This is a genomic window from Shewanella xiamenensis (genome assembly GCF_014647135.1).
Classification (GTDB): domain Bacteria; phylum Pseudomonadota; class Gammaproteobacteria; order Enterobacterales; family Shewanellaceae; genus Shewanella; species Shewanella xiamenensis.
On record NZ_BMOP01000012.1, the window covers coordinates 121,320 to 138,492 of the forward strand.

17 protein-coding genes are annotated in these 17,173 nt (G+C 45.9%); 4 read left to right on the forward strand and 13 right to left on the reverse strand.

Annotation, left to right across the window (positions count from 1 at the left end):
* Positions 1–15: 15 nt before the first annotated feature.
* From IEY09_RS12235 to IEY09_RS12285, 11 genes are all read right to left on the reverse strand, one after another.
* Complete coding sequence (locus IEY09_RS12235; protein ID WP_037418264.1) at positions 16–342, reverse strand: hypothetical protein; 327 nt, start codon at positions 340–342, stop codon at positions 16–18.
* A gap of 138 nt (positions 343–480) precedes the next feature.
* Positions 481–1,068, reverse strand: coding sequence for a cytochrome c3 family protein (locus IEY09_RS12240; protein ID WP_037418266.1), 588 nt, complete (start codon positions 1,066–1,068; stop codon positions 481–483).
* A gap of 8 nt (positions 1,069–1,076) precedes the next feature.
* Entirely contained in the window at positions 1,077–1,562 is a 486-nt protein-coding gene (locus tag IEY09_RS12245) for a nitrate reductase cytochrome c-type subunit (protein ID WP_037418269.1), read from the reverse strand.
* Between the two features lie 10 nt (positions 1,563–1,572).
* Positions 1,573–4,062, reverse strand: a complete 2,490-nt coding sequence (gene napA / locus IEY09_RS12250) for a nitrate reductase catalytic subunit NapA (RefSeq protein ID WP_140907067.1) — start codon at positions 4,060–4,062, stop codon at positions 1,573–1,575.
* Positions 4,063–4,064: 2 nt separating this feature from the next.
* Entirely contained in the window at positions 4,065–4,322 is a 258-nt protein-coding gene (locus IEY09_RS12255; protein ID WP_047537299.1) for a chaperone NapD, read from the reverse strand.
* Between the two features lie 43 nt (positions 4,323–4,365).
* A complete protein-coding gene (locus IEY09_RS12260; RefSeq protein ID WP_011716898.1) occupies positions 4,366–4,524 on the reverse strand; it encodes a periplasmic nitrate reductase, NapE protein in 159 nt (52 codons plus the stop codon).
* 716 nt (positions 4,525–5,240) lie between these two features.
* Positions 5,241–9,122 (reverse strand): ATP-dependent RNA helicase HrpA, encoded by a 3,882-nt coding sequence (hrpA, locus tag IEY09_RS12265; protein WP_188871244.1) that lies wholly within the window; start codon positions 9,120–9,122, stop codon positions 5,241–5,243.
* Between the two features lie 114 nt (positions 9,123–9,236).
* Positions 9,237–9,653: a CBS domain-containing protein gene (locus IEY09_RS12270; protein ID WP_037418282.1), complete on the reverse strand. Its 417-nt coding sequence runs from the start codon at positions 9,651–9,653 to the stop codon at positions 9,237–9,239.
* 294 nt (positions 9,654–9,947) lie between these two features.
* The gene (locus IEY09_RS12275) at positions 9,948–10,406 is read right to left on the reverse strand and encodes a low molecular weight protein-tyrosine-phosphatase (RefSeq protein ID WP_268240584.1); all 459 of its coding nucleotides are present in this window, start codon (positions 10,404–10,406) and stop codon (positions 9,948–9,950) included.
* A 68-nt stretch (positions 10,407–10,474) separates the two neighbouring features.
* Positions 10,475–11,491, reverse strand: a complete 1,017-nt coding sequence (locus IEY09_RS12280) for a hypothetical protein (RefSeq protein ID WP_229777889.1) — start codon at positions 11,489–11,491, stop codon at positions 10,475–10,477.
* A 103-nt stretch (positions 11,492–11,594) separates the two neighbouring features.
* The gene (locus IEY09_RS12285; RefSeq protein ID WP_088585508.1) at positions 11,595–12,503 is read right to left on the reverse strand and encodes a DNA ligase; all 909 of its coding nucleotides are present in this window, start codon (positions 12,501–12,503) and stop codon (positions 11,595–11,597) included.
* Positions 12,504–12,746: 243 nt separating this feature from the next.
* On the opposite strand from IEY09_RS12285, the gene IEY09_RS12290 reads away from it, so the two are divergent.
* Positions 12,747–13,118 (forward strand): diacylglycerol kinase, encoded by a 372-nt coding sequence (locus tag IEY09_RS12290; RefSeq protein WP_037430715.1) that lies wholly within the window; start codon positions 12,747–12,749, stop codon positions 13,116–13,118.
* 101 nt (positions 13,119–13,219) lie between these two features.
* On the opposite strand, the gene hdfR is transcribed toward IEY09_RS12290, so the two are convergent.
* Positions 13,220–14,080 (reverse strand): HTH-type transcriptional regulator HdfR, encoded by an 861-nt coding sequence (gene hdfR / locus IEY09_RS12295; RefSeq protein ID WP_037418139.1) that lies wholly within the window; start codon positions 14,078–14,080, stop codon positions 13,220–13,222.
* 108 nt (positions 14,081–14,188) lie between these two features.
* Here hdfR and IEY09_RS12300 point away from each other — a divergent pair, with 108 nt between their 5' ends.
* From IEY09_RS12300 to IEY09_RS12310, 3 genes are all read left to right on the forward strand, one after another.
* Positions 14,189–14,647: a MaoP family protein gene (locus tag IEY09_RS12300; RefSeq protein WP_037430721.1), complete on the forward strand. Its 459-nt coding sequence runs from the start codon at positions 14,189–14,191 to the stop codon at positions 14,645–14,647.
* Positions 14,648–14,667: 20 nt separating this feature from the next.
* On the forward strand, positions 14,668–15,627 hold the full coding sequence (locus IEY09_RS12305; RefSeq protein WP_037418145.1) for an ATP-grasp domain-containing protein: 960 nt from the start codon (positions 14,668–14,670) through the stop codon (positions 15,625–15,627).
* Between the two features lie 426 nt (positions 15,628–16,053).
* Entirely contained in the window at positions 16,054–16,917 is an 864-nt protein-coding gene (locus IEY09_RS12310) for a hypothetical protein (protein WP_037418173.1), read from the forward strand.
* A 50-nt stretch (positions 16,918–16,967) separates the two neighbouring features.
* On the opposite strand, the gene IEY09_RS12315 is transcribed toward IEY09_RS12310, so the two are convergent.
* Positions 16,968–17,123, reverse strand: coding sequence for a hypothetical protein (locus IEY09_RS12315; protein WP_188871246.1), 156 nt, complete (start codon positions 17,121–17,123; stop codon positions 16,968–16,970).
* Positions 17,124–17,173 lie beyond the last annotated feature (50 nt).

A 17,173-nucleotide genomic window follows, 5' to 3' on the forward strand; every position in this document is an offset into this window, starting at 1 on the left:
AGACAGCTAATCGACCTAATATCCATTAATAGTGATAAATTCAGTATTTTCGGTAATAGGTAATTGGCCTAAGCGTGATAATTCTTGTTTGAGTTTACTCATCATATCCATCTGTTTAGCTGAAGGCGGTAAATGTATTTTAACAATCCGTATAGCCGCGATGGACTTATAGTCAATCACCCGTCTTACAAATACGCAGTCTTTTGCCTGTATTTGAGATATCACTTCATTTGATACTTCATAATCCAATGGAAAATCAGCCTCGCCTACCAGCCGTAATTGTAGGTAAACACAGTGTGACGCTAAAAGACTAATGCATTCACGCCATTTGGTATTGTTCATCACAACTCATTGTCGTTATCTTTAATGCTGAATAGTATATATTTTTCAGATAGATAAATCATAGATTGCAATCTAAAAATAAAAGGCCAAGTGTGGAGAGCACTTGGCCTTTGACTGGAGATGAAATATTACACGCGATTAGAAACCTTCAACGCCCGCCATATCGGGAAGATGATGGGCAATACCTTTGTGGCAATCAATACAGGTCTTCTCACCACTGGCCAGCGATGTGGAGTGCATCTGCGCGGCGCGTGGTGACTGCCTAGTAAAGTCCATATAGGTAAAGTTATGGCAATTTCGACACTCGAGCGAGTCATTTGCCTTTAACCTTGCCCATTCATGTTCAGCCAGCTCGCGACGTTTACTCTCAAACTTTTCGCGGGTATTGATGGTACCAAACACTTTACCCCACACTTCTTTCGATGCCTGCATCTTACGGGCAATTTTATCGGTCCAGTTGTGCGGCACATGGCAGTCAGGGCAAGTTGCACGCACCCCACTACGGTTAGTGAAATGGATAGTCGACTGTAACTCTTGGTAGACGTTATTTTCCATTTCATGACAACCAATACAAAAGGCTTCTCTGTTCGTAGCTTCAAGCGCAGTGTTAAAGCCCCCCCAAAAGATCACCCCTGCCACAAAGCCACCTAAGGTTAAAAACCCTAAACTGTAGTGCACACTCGGACGATTGAGCACTTGCCAGATCTTTTTAAGTTTATCTAACATGCTGACTCCTAGTGTTTTTTCTGCTCAGTGTTCGCTTTAATCAGATGATCCATATCCACAAAGTCGTTCTCGACCAGTAATTTGGCATCCAGTTGCGGCACATGGCACTGAGTACAGAAATAACGCCTTGGTGAAAGCTCAGCTAAAAAGTTGTTATCCCTATCCATATAATGGGTCACGCTCACCATGGGTGCTTGCGAATCTCCAGTGCGTTGTCTTGCATGGCACGCCATACATTTATTGACCTTAAGATCGAGCTGATAGCCATCGATCTTATGTGGGATCACCGGTGGCTGCATTGGGTAGTTACGCACCTCTTTGATATCTTTATTCAGCACCGCCTGCATCGCGGGCGGTGTTGGCTCAACGTTAATCGGCGCCTGACGTAAGGTATCGATCTTATCCTCAGGAATACTGGCTGCAGTCACACTGGTCATCATCAGGGCTGAAAAGACAAGCGCACTAAATGCTGAAGCTAATTTGAATGTTTTCATCCTGTACTCCTTATACCTTGACGATTTTCACGGCGCATTTCTTAAAGTCGGTTTGTTTCGACAGCGGATCTGTCGCATCCAAGGTGACTTTATTAATGAGCTGACTGGCATCAAACCAAGGTACAAACACCAGACCCACTGGCGGCTTGTTACGACCACGGGTTTCGACACGGGTTTTGATTTCACCACGGCGAGACACGACTCGAACTTCATCACCACGGCGTAAGCCACGTTTTTTGGCATCTTCTGGATGCATAAAACACACAGCATCGGGGAAGGCACGGTAAAGCTCAGGCACACGTTGTGTCATCGAGCCCGAATGCCAGTGTTCAAGTACACGACCCGTGGATAACCAAATATCGAACTCTTCATCAGGAGACTCTGCTGGTGGCTCATAGGGCAGCGCAAAAATCACCGCACGGCCATCAGGATGTCCATAAAACTCAAAGCCTTTACCCGGTTTAACATAGGGATCCGTTCCCTCACGGAAACGCCATTGGGTTTCTTTGCCATTAACAACTGGCCAGCGAAGGCCATGGGCTTCGTGATAAGCATCAAACGGGGCCAAATCGTGACCATGACCACGACCAAAGGTGGCATATTCTTCAAACAACCCTTTTTGAACATAGAAGCCGAAATGTTTCGCTTCATTGTTCAGATACTTAGGATCAGTATCTGCCAACGGGAACTTATCAACATTGCCGTTTTGGTAAAGCACTTCAAAGAGGGTTTTGCCTTTAAATTGCGGGTTTGCGGCTAAGACTTCCTTCGGCCAGACTTCGTCGGTGGTGAAGCGTTTAGAAAACTCCATCAACTGCCACAGATCTGAGTGTGATTCGCCCGGCGCCTGCACCATTTGATGCCAAAATTGAGTGCGACGCTCAGCATTACCATAAGCACCCTCTTTCTCAACCCACATCGCGGTTGGCAGAATTAAATCCGCAGCTTGGGTCGTGACTGTGGGATACGCATCGGACACCACAATAAAGTTGGCCGGATTGCGATAGCCAGGTAAGCCTTCCTCGTTGATGTTAGGCCCCGCCTGCATATTGTTGTTCACTTGCACCCAGTAGCAGTTCAAGTCGCCATCTTTTAAGCGGCGGTTTTGCTCTACGGCGTGATAACCGGGTTTTGGCGGAATAATGCCACTGGGGATTTTCCAAATTTCTTCGGCGTGTTTTCGATGCTCAGGGTTTGTTACCACCATGTCGGCAGGTAAACGGTGGGAGAAGGTTCCCACTTCGCGAGCCGTACCACAGGCAGAAGGCTGACCGGTTAACGAGAACGGGCTGTTACCGGGAGTCGAAATCTTACCTGTCAGTAAGTGGATGTTATAAATCAGGTTGTTACACCACACACCACGGGTATGTTGGTTAAAGCCCATGGTCCAGAACGAGGTGACCTTGGTATCGGGATCGGCATAAAGCTTCGCCAATTCAATAAGTTTAGCCTCAGGCACGCCCGACATCTTGCTGACCTTCTCCACCGTATATTCGGCGACAAAGGCCTTAAAGGTATCGAAATCAATCGGAGTCGAATCCCCTGCCGTTTTCACGTTTTTGGCTTTCTGCTCCAGCGGATGGGTTGGACGTAAACCATAGCCGATATCCGTGGTACCTTGGCGGAAGTTAACGTGCTTCTTCACAAAGTCCCAGTTTACTTTATCGTTTTGAATGATGTAGTTGGCGATAAAGTTCAGGATGGCTAAGTCAGTTTGCGGCGTAAATACAATCGGTAAATCCGCCAAGTCGAAGGAGCGATGCTCAAACGTCGAGAGTACCGCAACCTTCACATGGGATGCGCTTAAACGGCGGTCAGTCACTCGAGTCCATAGGATCGGGTGCATTTCAGCCATGTTGGAGCCCCACAGCACAAAGGCATCGGCCGCTTCCATATCATCGTAACAGCCCATAGGCTCATCGATACCGAAGGTACGCATAAAGCCGACCACGGCTGACGCCATACAGTGACGCGCATTCGGATCAATGTTGTTAGAGCCAAAGCCCGCCTTCATCAGTTTAACCGCGGCATAGCCTTCCCAGACGGTCCACTGGCCCGAGCCAAACATTCCAACTGCGGTAGGGCCTTTGGCCTTGAGGGTTTCTTTCCATTTTTGCGCCATGATATCAAAAGCGCTGTCCCAGCTAATGGGAGTAAATTCACCGTGCTTGTCGTACTTGCCATCGGTCATTCTGAGCATTGGCGTGGTCAAACGATCGCTGCCATACATAATTTTCGACAGGAAGTAACCTTTAATACAGTTAAGGCCGCGGTTCACTTCGCTGTTTGCATCGCCGTGGGTCGCAACCACTTTGCCATCACGTGTCGCAACAATCACAGAGCAGCCCGTACCACAGAAACGGCAAGGCGCTTTGTTCCACTCTAATTTGGTTTGCTCTGAGCTAGTAATTAAATTGCTGGCTGATGCCGGCAGCGCTAAGCCTGCGGCGCCCGCTGCTGCAATCACCGCATTGGCTTTAATAAAGTCACGTCTATTCATGTTCATTCTTCCCCCTCTTCGAGCTGTTCACTCTGGTGGTAAACCATAGTGGCGGACAAGACGCCAGGAATGGCATTAATCTGTTCGATACCGTCCATCAAGGCACGTTGGGAGTTACCTTCAAGTACAACGACGAGTTTTACTTCGTTATTGACAGAGAGTTCGGCATTCTCAATCGCCATAATGTGTTGCCTAACATCCGCCATCTTATTTGGCATGACTTGCACCACGAGACTTGTGATATGCAGCTCTTTGCTCATCCGACACTCCGCTTTAATTCTGTTGTTATTATTTTGTATTGACTCAACCTGCACCCGGTGGGCCGGTGAAGATTTGGCTAAACCATATGGCAAATCCCAATCCACTTACCAACAACACGGATAAGAGGGGGGCGAGAAATACGGTTAAAAAGATAAAAATTTTCAGTTCTAAGGATTTTTCTGCTGCGCTGTTAGCACTCATGCGTCCTCCAAGAGGTTCGTTCCTGTGATGGATTGCTCTGACCAATGCAGGATTTATAGGTATCTCAATTGCATCTTTGATCCACGAAATGATCATAGCGTTAAGGTGTTAACAAACTGTATACCTCCAAATCGGTAAACCCTTTGATGCTTGATCCAGATCATCAATTTGGCGATAAATTTAGTTAGATCATGGTTTTTAAGCGTTTTTTTAGATTGTAAATAGATTGATTGGTTATGTTTTTTTATTAACCAATTGCTAAAGCATGGAAAAAAGATAGGCGCTCAGCAAGTAAAGCGCACAAGATTTAAACAAAATATTCCTTAAGGAGTATTAGGGGATGGTAAAGGAAGGCTCAAATTACCGATTATCCACGGCGAAATCGGCTTAATATCTTCGTCAACGCGTTAACTCACTCAAGAAACAGCCAAATCCCCTACCGTATTGGCTAACTGACCACGCAAATTTGAGGTTCTTATTATCGCCATTAGGGCCAATTTATTCGCCACCGACTTTGCCCTTTGGAGTTAGTGGCTTGTAATATCCAATAGCAAAAATCTATACAGTAAGGGGCAAGTCTGTCGTGGCTAATGGTAGTTAGGCGAAAATGAGCAATAAAAAAGCCGAACCCTAAGGTTCGGCTTTTAATGCTAAAGATGACGCGTTACGCTCAACTCACTGAATCTACAGATTCAATCCGTAATGTATCAACATCACTAACTCAGCAGGATATGGTTTAAGATACGCTTTTCCGAGATCGGATAAGCCGTTCCCAGCGCCTGTGCAAAGCAAGACACCCGGTACTCTTCAATCATCCAACGGGCTTCAATCAGTGCCGCTGGCACGGGCTGAGCGCGCGGCACCTTAGCAAGTTGCGCCGCTAAAGCCTCCTGCACTTTCGTGATACTCTGCATATGCAAACGGTCACGGGTCGGATCCACAGGCAACTTATCGATACGGGTTTCAATCGCCTTTAAGTAACGCGCCACATCCGTTAAGCGATTCCAACCACAGGCTTCGACGAATCCCTTGAACACTAATTGGTCCAATTGGCTTTGAATATCACTCATCGCAAAAGCGATATCTAAGCTGATTTTGCCTTTAGTCCGCTTTTTAATGCCTTGGTAGAGTGTCAGGATTTGTTCCACCTTAAGCGCAATTTGCTCAGCCGTTGGATTCAGCTCTTGGCGCACCCAATCCTTGGCCTGTTCGAACTGAGCAGCATCGCGCACATCCAGCGCCTTTTCATCAAGCAATTGCTGCACGGCTGCGGCAATGATGTCATCAATCAGAATTTGCACTTGGCCAAACGGATTGAAATACATCGCCAGTTTTGCCTTGTTCGGCAGTGCCTGTTGCAGGTGTTTTACTGGCGATGGAATATTGAGTAACAGCAGACGACGAAGACCTTGACGATGCGCCGCCTGTGCCTCAAATTCATCATCAAATAATTTGATGGCAACCGAGTCTTTATTGTCAATCAGCGCGGGGAAAGCCCGTACTTGATAGTTGCCCTTACGCTGCTCAAATTGTTTTGGTAAGTCGCCAAAGGACCACTCGGTGAGCGCTTCTTTCTCAATGCCCTTATCCGCTACTTGACGAATCGCCTTAGCGACCACGCCCTGTAACTCGGCCTTTAAGGTATCGAGTACCCGCCCCTGTGCCACTAACTTGCCCTTGTCGTCCTCAATCTTAAAGTTCATCTGCAAGTGCGCTGGCATCTGCGTGACATCAAAATCTTCGGGATTGACGCGCGTACCACTCATACGCAAAAGCTGTTTGCACATGGCGTCGAGTAAACTGGCGCTAAAGGGCTGCATCGCCTGTACGCAGGCACGGGCATAATCGGGCGCTGGGACAAAGTTACGTCTTAGCCCCTTCGGCAAAGACTTAATCAGAGCGACGCATTTCTCCTCACGCATCCCCGCCACGAGCCAATCGAAATCTGTATCATCGATTTGATTAAGTAGCGCCACTGGGATATGCACAGAAACGCCATCATCACTCGCCGCAGGATCAAAGTGATAACTCAGTTGCAAGCGAATATTGCCCTTGTGCCAAGTGTCGGGGAAATCGAGCGCCGATATGTGATCGGCACTGCGCTGCATCAATAGTGACTTATTAAAATCGAGTAAATCGGGCTGAGTACGGCGCGCTTCCTTCCACCAGCTAAAGAACTTAGGCGCGTTATAGATGCCTTCGGGAATACGCGGCTCGTAAAAGTCCATCAACACTTGTTCATCGACCAAAATATCGCGGCGACGGGACTTGTGCTCGAGCGCTTCGACGTCTTCCAATAACTTTTGGTTAGCGATAAAGAAGGCTTCTTTGGTCTGTAACTGCCCTTCGGCGAGCGCGCTACGGATAAAGATCTCCCGCGCTTCAACAGGATTAATCGGCCCGTATTGCACGCGGCGGCGATGCACCACGGTCAAACCGTAAAGCACTTGGTTTTCAAAGGCAATTACACTGCCCTGTTTCGCCTCAAAATGCGGCTCTAAGTGATTCTTTTTAATCAGATGCGCCGCTAACGGCTCGAGCCACTCAGGCTCAATTTTGGCGCAGCAGCGGGCAAACAGCTTAGAGGTTTCGGTCAGCTCCGCCGCCATGATCCATTTCGGGCCTTTTTTCGCCAGCGGTGAACCAGGGAACACAAAAAACTTACGATTGCGCGCGCCTAAGTATTCGTTGTTATTGTCCTTGAAGCCAATATGGCTGAGCAGACCCGATAACAGCGCACGGTGCAGCGCATCGTAGTTCGCAGGCGTCTCGTTTAAGCGCCACTTTAAATCGTGAACCGCTTGTTTTAACTGAGTATATAAATCCTGCCATTCACGCACCCGCAGGTAGGCTAAGTACTCGTCGCGGCATTTTTTACGGAACTGGCTGGCGGATAACTCCTTTTGCTGCTCTTTTAAGTGCTGCCATAGGTTCACCCAACTGACAAAATCTGAATGGGGGTCGGCAAAACGGCGATGGGCCTCATCGGACGCCTGCTTTTTATCCATGGGACGCTCGCGGGGATCTTGAATCGACAGGCCCGCAGCAATCACTAACACTTCCTGCAAGCAGCCCAGCTGATGACTCTCCACCACCATACGCGCTAAACGCGGATCCACCGGGATCTGCGATAGCTGACGCCCAAGCGGCGTTAACACAATATTGCCCTTCTGCTGCTTAACGGCTTGTAATTCCTCAAGCAGTAAGAAGCCATCGCGAATATGGCGCGGATCGGGTGGCTCAATAAACGGGAAAGCAGCGATATCGCCAAGGCCGATAGCGAGCATCTGCAAAATCACCGAGGCTAAGTTTGTACGTAGGATTTCGGGATCGGTAAACGCGGGACGACTGTTAAAATCCGCCTCATCGTATAAACGGATACAAATACCTGGGCCAACACGGCCGCAGCGGCCTTGCCGCTGATTGGCACTGGCCTGTGAAATGGGCTCGATGGGCAGGCGCTGCACCTTAGTCCGATAACTGTAACGGCTGATCCGCGCAGTGCCTGGGTCAATTACATAACGAATACCAGGGACGGTGAGCGACGTTTCCGCCACGTTAGTGGCAAGCACGATGCGACGCCCAGTATGGCTGCTGAATACCTTGGACTGCTCGCCGTAGGACAGGCGCGCATATAACGGTAAAATCTCGGTATCGCGGTAATTGCGACGATTTAGCTGCTCGGCGGTATCACGAATTTCGCGCTCGCCGTTCATAAAGATCAGAATATCGCCCAAGCCTTCGGCAACTAATTCGTCAACGGCAGCAAAAATCCCTTCGATTTGGTCGAGATCCGCTTCGGTATCTTGCACCAGCGGGCGATAACGGGTTTCCACCGGATACGTCCGGCCAGAGACTTCGATAATAGGCGCATTATTGAAATGCTTAGAAAAACGCTCAACATCGATAGTCGCCGAGGTGATGATAATCTTGAGATCGGGGCGTTTTTTCAGAATTTGCTTGAGGTAACCCAAAATAAAATCGATGTTGAGGCTGCGCTCGTGCGCCTCGTCGATGATGATTGTATCGTATTGATCTAAATAGCGGTCCGAGGTGAGCTCCGCCAGTAAAATCCCGTCAGTCATCAGCTTGATATAGGATTCACTCTTTAAGGCATCGGCAAAACGCACCTTAAAGCCCACCACTTCGCCGAGCGGGCTTTGTAATTCTTCAGCCACTCTTGACGCGACACTGCGCGCTGCCAACCGCCGCGGCTGGGTATGACCAATAAAACCACGGCTGCCTAAGCCCAGTTCTAAACAGATTTTAGGTAACTGAGTGGTTTTACCCGAACCGGTTTCACCCGCAATGATCACCACTTGGTTTTCACTGATGGCTTTGGCGATGTCTTCGCGCATGCTACTGACGGGCAGATTGTCAGGATAATTGATCTTAGGGCGAGCCTTCAGGCGCTGCTCTACTTTCTCGAACGCTGCTTGCGCCTGCTCAGCAAGTTTGGCTAATTCTTGTGTTTTTTTGTCAGAATCGGCTTCTTTATGGAGCTTAAATAAACGGCGGCGGATCCGCGAGGCATCACTTTGAAAGCACTGCTGTAGAAAAGCGCTCGATAGCGGATGTTTGTCAGAGTTCAAAACCAAATTCCATTGCTAGCATCGAAAAAGGCGATCCTAGCAAGGAACCTGGTTTATTGGTATGGCTAATTGTTCAAAACACACCGTAAACCGCGGGAAATTAGCCACCCAAATAACGGCTTAAGCGGGTGCAAGATAACATTGTTGCATGTATACATTCATCGCCTTCAACACATTGGTGCGATTGATTGTGCCGATGACTTTGCCATTATCCACCACCGGATAGGTCTTTGGTTTAGCGCCCAGCATCTGCTCCGCAAGTTGTAAAATACTCTCATCAGGACCGACATACAGGACTTCAGTGCGCATACAATCCTTCACCACTGAGGTTAAGTCACAGTGATAGCTGCTCTTTAACATGACAGCTAAGCAGTCTTGCTGGGATAAAAACCCCACTAAATTACCACTGTCATCCACGACAGCTGCACCCATCTTGTTATTATCTAACAGTTTCTCAACCGCAGTAGCCAGTGACATATTTGCACTGAGCAACACAGGCTGACGGTCCATATGGTCGCGTATTTTGATTGAATCCATAGCAATCTCCCCAAACTTACCTGTAACAAACTCACTTACCTGAGCTTTGAGTCTAGTCAAAATCTCGCAAGAGTTAAGCAATTAATATCGATTGAGCTTATCTGACGCCTAGGGCATGTTGACGTTTTAAGGTTATAGCGGTAAGAACTGTTTGAGATAGATTTAGTATCCCGAAAAAAGCTTAGTTAGCGCTTAATGAAATTAATCCAATGATTTTACGTTCTATTGCATAGGTAAGCAGGGGTTGATACTTTGACTCATCGAGGTTCTAAGGCACCTACTCCGCCTTAATCATTAATCTGTGTCATTCGTTTTTCTTGCTAATTGATCTAACAAGCTATCGATACTCTGTTCGAGCAAATCAAGGACTAATTCAAATCCTTGAGTACCGCCATAATAGGGATCGGGGACCTCATCAATTTGACTATTTCCGTAAGACAACATTAGCTGAAGTTTGTATTGATACTCAAGCGGACAACGACTACGTAAATCCACTAAATTACGATTATCGGCCGCTAAAATAAGATCAAAATACTCAAAATCGGCATCAACAATTTGTCTTGCGTGCATTCCATCGAAACTTAACCCGCGTTTTATACCCGCAGCCATGGCGCGATTGTCAGGTTTATCTCCTTGGTGATAACCAATGGTGCCAGCAGAATCGACTTCAATATTGAGGCGACGTTCACGAATTTTTGCACGGCAAATGGCCTCTGCCGTGGGCGAACGACAAATATTCCCCATACAGACCATTAAAATTCGTCTTATATTTTTTGCTTTTAACGCTTTATCTTCTAACAACTTAGCATCCTCTGGCAGCGCTATTTAGGGGGATATGCGATTTGCCCAAAGGCGGGAGAAATACATTTTTTCACTTCAAAATGATAACCGTATTTCTCGTTAGCAGACTCGGTGATTTCCAGTATTTCGTAATCGTTTAACTCAACCACCACTGAATTGGCTAATTTTTCACAACGACTACGGCCATTGGCCTCAAACTTATAGGCAAATAACGCGATTAATTCTCGGATCCCCTTGTAATATGTGTGCCCAAAAGTTCTTAAGGATTCGATAGTGCCATCAGCAGATTGCATGGTGAGATCATTAGCCGCTTTCTCTGCTTCAGTCTGGGCTTTTTCGGTTATTTTGACTTCAACAACAGTGTTTGCAAGACTCACTTTTTCATTTTTTTGTATTTTGTTCGCAACGTTCTCCAATAAAGTTTCACCATCGGAGATGGCAACAAGATTCATTAATAACACCACAGATAACACCATACGTAAAAATGCCGTTGTTACCACAAAGCGTTTTTTATTGTCCTGTTGGTTGGTCTCTAACCCTAAAATCCGTAAACCGATATGGAACAATAAATAACAAGGGATCACAATTTGCAGAAGCAGTAACGCGAGAATAGAAATACACACGAACCAAATGGGTAAATACAGCAAAATGGCAAAGTTGTGGGTGTAAGACAAATGTGAAGCTGAAACACCTGTGATTTCATTAACCACACTACCACTGGCGGCCAAGGCAAAGTTGGCAATAACGGCATAAAAGAGTAGGAAAATGGCTTTTCCAGCCAATGAATGCCACGCTATTGCAAATTTTGGCCAAAATTCAATGATTAACGCAACCGCAGTGATAATAGCGGCCAGCCAAATATCTGACTGAAATAGCAATAATGCAATTAATGCTAATAGATAACAGCGCTGGGCAATGGTTAAACTTTGCAAAAACGCTTTAGCGGTGACAATGGGCTGCTTAGTCCATTTGGGGACCGTTAAGATTTTAGCCAAGCGTTGCTTCAAAGAATGTTCACTAAATTGAATATTAACCAAAACCTACTCCTTGGTGTTATTGCCTATTAATAATCAGTATGATACTCGGCAAAACCCTTATTGATAGCGTTCGATTTTTATCAATATCCAACAATTTCGCAACTTATTCTTTAACTTCTTTATCTTCAGGCACAATGTCTGTCCTGATCCGTAAATAACTAGCAAATCGCGGCAAGCCATTCACCGTTAATCCTAGATACTTGTAAGTGATAAGTGTACCGATAGCAGGGGGATGCTGACGCTCTGCAAGGTTAAAACCTGTGCCAATACTAAAAATTCGCCCCTCTGGTGTTTGCACTCTTAAGGCACCCATTTTCCCGGCAAATTGCCCTTTGCCAGCAACATAACCAATCACCGTCGCTTCAGCATCTAAATAGGGCTTTAACTTCATTACATTAGGATTACGTCCCGGCGTATATACCGCAGTGCGTCGATGTAAAATTAATCCTTCAGCGCCAAGGGCAACTAAGGTATTTAAAGTGTCATAGAGGGCCTCGACACTGCCGACACTAAATTGCTCAATAACTTGAAGATAAGCCGATTTTCCCACGATCAGAGTTTGCATTTGCAGATAACGGTCTTCAAAGCTCCCCTTGGTTGTCGGTAAATCAAATACCATAAAGCGTACCTTTTGCCAGTCCGTATCCTTTGGCGATGTTTGACGTATTAATCCTGAAATCGCCTCAAACTGCCCTCGCCCGATCCATAACTCACCTTCCATTGCGATAGTGGGAAACTCGGCGGTAAACCAACTTGGGGCCAGAATGGGATTCCCCTGACGGGTAAACAAACGTTGCCCATCCCAGTAACCACGCACACCATCAAGTTTTTCACTGACCAGAAACGCGCCGATTTGAGTATGATCGTCGAGTGCATATTCCGTTGCTAATTGAATATTCGGTGCAGGACTTGCATAGCTAACCGCAATAAATAAGCTGCAAAGACCAATGAGAAGCCCAAAGCACTTGGCAAGTGCATTTCTTAAAAAAAGTACGCGAATTGTCAGAGTCATTCCTTTGTCTCTCTGTAAGTCATCCCACTGCAAGCTTAGTATTTAGCCTTGATTGCCGCTAATCCGGCCGCAATATGATCCCCCTAACAGAGCGAGCAATTTGTATAGTTAACTATTTATACACATAAATTATCGGGCTATACTGCGGCCTCTTTTTTAAGCTCGTTCAAAAGCCGGCACACATGTCGCATTCAGTTTGAACGAAAATGCTCACGAACAACCGCCCAAGTCGATGGAATAATTATGAAACCAGCAAATAACCACGGTATAAAACGCATCTTTAGAGCGACGGGATTTTCAATGAAGGGCTTAAAAGCGGCGTGGGTCCATGAAGCTGCGTTTAGACAAGAATTGATGCTTGCGGTGGTGATGCTCCCCATCGCCCTATTGGTCGATATCAGCACCATGGAACGCTTAATGCTGATCTTAACGCTGTTTATCGTGTTAATTGTAGAGCTATTAAATTCTGCTATTGAAGCAGTTGTTGACCGTGTTGGCAGTGAGATCCATCCCCTGAGTGGTCAAGCAAAGGATATCGCCTCTGCTGCGGTGTTCATGAGTTTAGCGCTCTGCGGGATCACTTGGCTCGTGGTGTTATTACCGCGCTTGATATAATCCTTTGTGCGCATTAACACTGATTTAGGTCATTAAATTCGCTGATAAAAAACGCCTTTAGGAATTATCCCAAAGGCGTTTTTTTATCCAACTCAACAAATTTAGTTATCTTCAATTACGAGCTTATCCGCTAAAAAACTTATCGCCTGCTTAATTTGCTCTAGTCTGTCATTTTCAGCCCAATAGGCGACATACACACTGCGTGAAATCGCACTCGCCCCCGCGACCAAATTCAGTTCGCCTCTTTGAAGCAAAGGCTGCACCAAATGCTCGGGTAAAAATGCGCAGCCGCCGTTATTTAAGATAAAATCTAAGGCGATTCGAGCCGAACTGGTATGTAAAGTTGGCACAGGTAAAGCCGCATATTCCTGCGCATGAATAATATTAAAGGCCGTCCCCCAATCGACTTTGACATATTGTCCAGCTTGCACCTCATTAACGGACACATCCCGGGATTTAGATACCAGCAGCAAATTGATTTGGCCTAATTGGATTAATTCAAATTGGTCAAGTTTGGGTGGATCAAAAGAGATCGCCAGATCGAGAGTCCTATCCATCAATTGCCGTGTCATTACGGTGAGTGGCAAAACCTCGGTCCGCAATGCAACCCCAGGAAGTCCCACATGCAGATGCTGTAAATACCGCTGTAAATAGGCATCCCAAATATTGGGGCCCGCACCAATCGCTAATTGAGTCGATTGTAACTGACTAAGCGAAACATCCTGCTTGGCGCGCTCCCATGCTGTCAATACCGCTTCCGCATGGCCCAACATCCGTTCCCCAGCAGGGGTCGGCTGAATATTATTTCGTTGGCGCTCAAACAAGGCAACACCAAGAATGCTCTCAAGCTGTTTAACTCTAAAACTTACCGCACTACGGGTAAGGTAGAGGTTTTCCGCTGCCTTACCAAAATGGCGGGTACGAGAGACTTCCAGAAAGGTCTTTAGTAAATCGGTATCCATAAAAATTCTTGACCAACATAGGCAAATTTTTTTGATTTATAAATCAATAATACTAGCCAATACTCCACTTGCAAATCTTTGTATACCAAAATCTAGAAGGTAACAGCCATGTCTGAACAGTCTTTTTCAAACGCTAACAGGGGTTCTGAGACGCTGAACGGCTCAGCTGCCAGTTTTGTATCTCACAAACGCTTTTACGACGATACTAATTTCCCCAAAGGTTTTAAGCGCAGTGGCGACTTCACAAGTAAAGAAGCCGAACTGCTCGAATTACATGGTCATGCCATGAAAAACCTTGCTGAAGGCAAAACACTCCCAGTGACCGCCGACGAAGCACAATTTGTCGAAGTCATCAAAGGAAACATCGCTCCGAGTAGCTTGTTAGAGCAGATCTGGTTAAAGTACCGCAAACTCGCCCGGGGTAAGCCCTTTTATGCAGTGGTTGGCACGGTTCATTTACCAGCAACCAAACCTGAGGTTGAGCCAGAAGCGGCATTCGATGTAGATGTGGATGTTGAAATTGAAGATGATGTTCAGGATGAAGCTGAACCCGAGGACAAAGCATGAAAATGAAGGTTTGCGATTAAATGCGTGGTTGGATTTTATATAAAGAAACCGCGACTCAGCTAAAACCTGAATGGTATGAAATCGAACGTCTGTTGGCGGCAGCTAAGGCCGACAATATTGAATTAGCCGTTTATGCGCCGGATGAGTTTGATCTCACCGTGACGAGAGAAGATAACAAAAGTATTTTGTTAAATGGACAACCCGTTGAATTGCCGGATTTTATCATTCCGCGCATGGGTTCTGGCACCACCTACTTTGCGTTGGCAATCATTCGCCATTTAGAACGCTTAGGGGTCTATTGTTTAAATCCTTCAAAAGCCATTGAGATTGTTAAAGATAAGCTCTTCTCCCAGCAATTGTTGGCCGAGAAGAATTTACCGACACCAAAAACCATGTTGGTCAAATTCCCGGTTGATATTGATCTGGTTGAGCGACATTTAGGTTTTCCCGTAGTGATTAAAACGCTCTCAGGCTCTCAAGGCAGTGGTGTATTCTTATCACACAAAGCCCGTGAGTTTGATGACTTAATGCAACTAATTGAAGCGACTAATAAAAACGCCAACATTATTTTGCAAGAGTTCATCGCCAATAGTCATGGCCGCGACTTGCGAGTCTTTACTATTGGCGGACGCGTTGCAGGCTGCTACGAGCGACGTGGGCAAGAAGATAGCTTTAAAGCTAATGTCAGCGCGGGTGGCTCGGCGAGGCCCTTTGAAATCACCCCTGAAATCGAATGGCTCGCGACGCAAACCGCCAATATTCTCGATTTAGATGTGGCAGGTATCGATTTATTGTTCGATAACGGCCATTACAAAATCTGCGAAGCCAACTCATCACCTGGGTTTGAAGGATTAGAATCGTGCTTAAATGTGGATATTGCTGCGCAAATTTTGCACTTTATCCGCATCCGTTTAGGCATGTTTAACAAGGACGAGAAAAGCAGCGAGCCAACATCGGCCGCTAACACGCATAACAATTGATGCGGTCTCGTTAAGCTCTTATCGGCGGCTCAGTCTCTACTGGGCCGTTTTTTTAGGCTTTACGACATATTCCCGTCACTAGGGCGTGTTGACGTTTCAGGGTTATTTTTGCAGTAATGTGGCTGGCTTTTATGCAAGGCAAAGTCCGTACAGTGTAGTTATTCTACATAAATGGACGATAACGCAGCAGAAACCTCAACACGCCCTAATCACCAAGATGTAAATTACTGTGATCCCTCCCTCAAGCCTGCGATACCAAAGCGATTAACCATACAACTTTTGTTTTAAATCACGAAAATCCACACTTTTCAAAACATTTTATTCACATTTAAAGATTTACTGATACACTCCAAATGGTCATAACTTATGGCACTTAAGTCTGATGTTATCGCTGGATATAATAAGAAGAATACTGGAGTAGCGTTGATTTCCACTCGTCTAACCCCCTTAGTGATCGCCCTTCTCACTTGCACTCCTGTGCTGGCGGGCGAATTCAGCTTGGAGCTAGGGGGATTTTATTCGCAGTCAGATACCAATATGGAAGTGACTAACCCGAATACCGCGAGTAACTTCACCTTAAACTATGAGTCCGATCTGCAACTGGCCGAAAACGAATTTTTGCCCTTTGTTGAGCTAAATTATCACTTCAACGAACGCCATCATCTTTACCTCGACTGGAAACAACTACACCGCACAGCCGAAACCCAAGCCCTTTCCAAACCCTTCCAAATTGAAATTAACGATACAATTTACGATATTAAAGCAGGCGGAAAACTCAGCTCCACCTTAAATATCGATATTCTACGTGTTGGTTACGGTTTTGATGCAATTCAAGGCAGTAACTATGATGTTGGTTTGTCTCTTGGTTTACACACAATGTTTATCAAGACAGGATTTGAAGGCATTATCGGCGTCTGTAAAGCCTCTGAGTTACTGAATAATGTCTGTGCGAGCCAGGCAATACCGCAAATTGTCGATGAGAATATCACTGCACCACTGCCGGACTTTGGCGTCTATGCTAATTACGAATTTATTTCTGGATGGGATTTAACCACTCACGCCCAGTATTTCTATATCAACCTCAATGATGTCAAAGGCGAGTTGGTTGATATTAAATTAGGCATAGATGCGCAAATTACTCCCAATTGGCGTATGAGTGTTGCCTATAACTATTACAAAGTTGACGTCGATATCGCACAAAAGTCCCCAAATAAAGAGACTCAAATTGCCGATTACAATATTTACTACAGTTTTATCGGCCCCATGCTTTCTGTTAGCTACACCTTCTAGTTAACCTGAACTCGGGATAACCAGTGTCGAAAAAATCTAAATTTAACAAACTAAATCAATGCTATAAATGATTCTTTTGAAAAGAAAAATCTTTTTTCTAACGGAATGCGCAGATTTTTGCGCATATCAAGGGCTTTGTTTCCTAAATCAGTTGAACTAAAACCATAGCTGGTGATCTGATCGGCATAGCCTATCAACTCACCCATCAATCGTGTCAAAACCTCGCTATAAAACAACTAACTGGAAGCAATACAAT

Coding starts and splice junctions, on each gene's coding strand:
- IEY09_RS12235 (WP_037418264.1), bottom strand. CDS start 342: ATGAACAATACCAAATGGCGTGAATGCATTAGTCTTTTAGCGTCACAC.
- IEY09_RS12240 (WP_037418266.1), bottom strand. CDS start 1,068: ATGTTAGATAAACTTAAAAAGATCTGGCAAGTGCTCAATCGTCCGAGT.
- IEY09_RS12245 (WP_037418269.1), bottom strand. CDS start 1,562: ATGAAAACATTCAAATTAGCTTCAGCATTTAGTGCGCTTGTCTTTTCA.
- napA (WP_140907067.1), bottom strand. CDS start 4,062: ATGAATAGACGTGACTTTATTAAAGCCAATGCGGTGATTGCAGCAGCG.
- IEY09_RS12255 (WP_047537299.1), bottom strand. CDS start 4,322: ATGAGCAAAGAGCTGCATATCACAAGTCTCGTGGTGCAAGTCATGCCA.
- IEY09_RS12260 (WP_011716898.1), bottom strand. CDS start 4,524: ATGAGTGCTAACAGCGCAGCAGAAAAATCCTTAGAACTGAAAATTTTT.
- IEY09_RS12270 (WP_037418282.1), bottom strand. CDS start 9,653: ATGGATTCAATCAAAATACGCGACCATATGGACCGTCAGCCTGTGTTG.
- IEY09_RS12275 (WP_268240584.1), bottom strand. CDS start 10,406: ATGGTCTGTATGGGGAATATTTGTCGTTCGCCCACGGCAGAGGCCATT.
- IEY09_RS12285 (WP_088585508.1), bottom strand. CDS start 12,503: ATGACTCTGACAATTCGCGTACTTTTTTTAAGAAATGCACTTGCCAAG.
- IEY09_RS12290 (WP_037430715.1), top strand. CDS start 12,747: ATGAAACCAGCAAATAACCACGGTATAAAACGCATCTTTAGAGCGACG.
- hdfR (WP_037418139.1), bottom strand. CDS start 14,080: ATGGATACCGATTTACTAAAGACCTTTCTGGAAGTCTCTCGTACCCGC.
- IEY09_RS12300 (WP_037430721.1), top strand. CDS start 14,189: ATGTCTGAACAGTCTTTTTCAAACGCTAACAGGGGTTCTGAGACGCTG.
- IEY09_RS12305 (WP_037418145.1), top strand. CDS start 14,668: ATGCGTGGTTGGATTTTATATAAAGAAACCGCGACTCAGCTAAAACCT.
- IEY09_RS12315 (WP_188871246.1), bottom strand. CDS start 17,123: ATGGGTGAGTTGATAGGCTATGCCGATCAGATCACCAGCTATGGTTTT.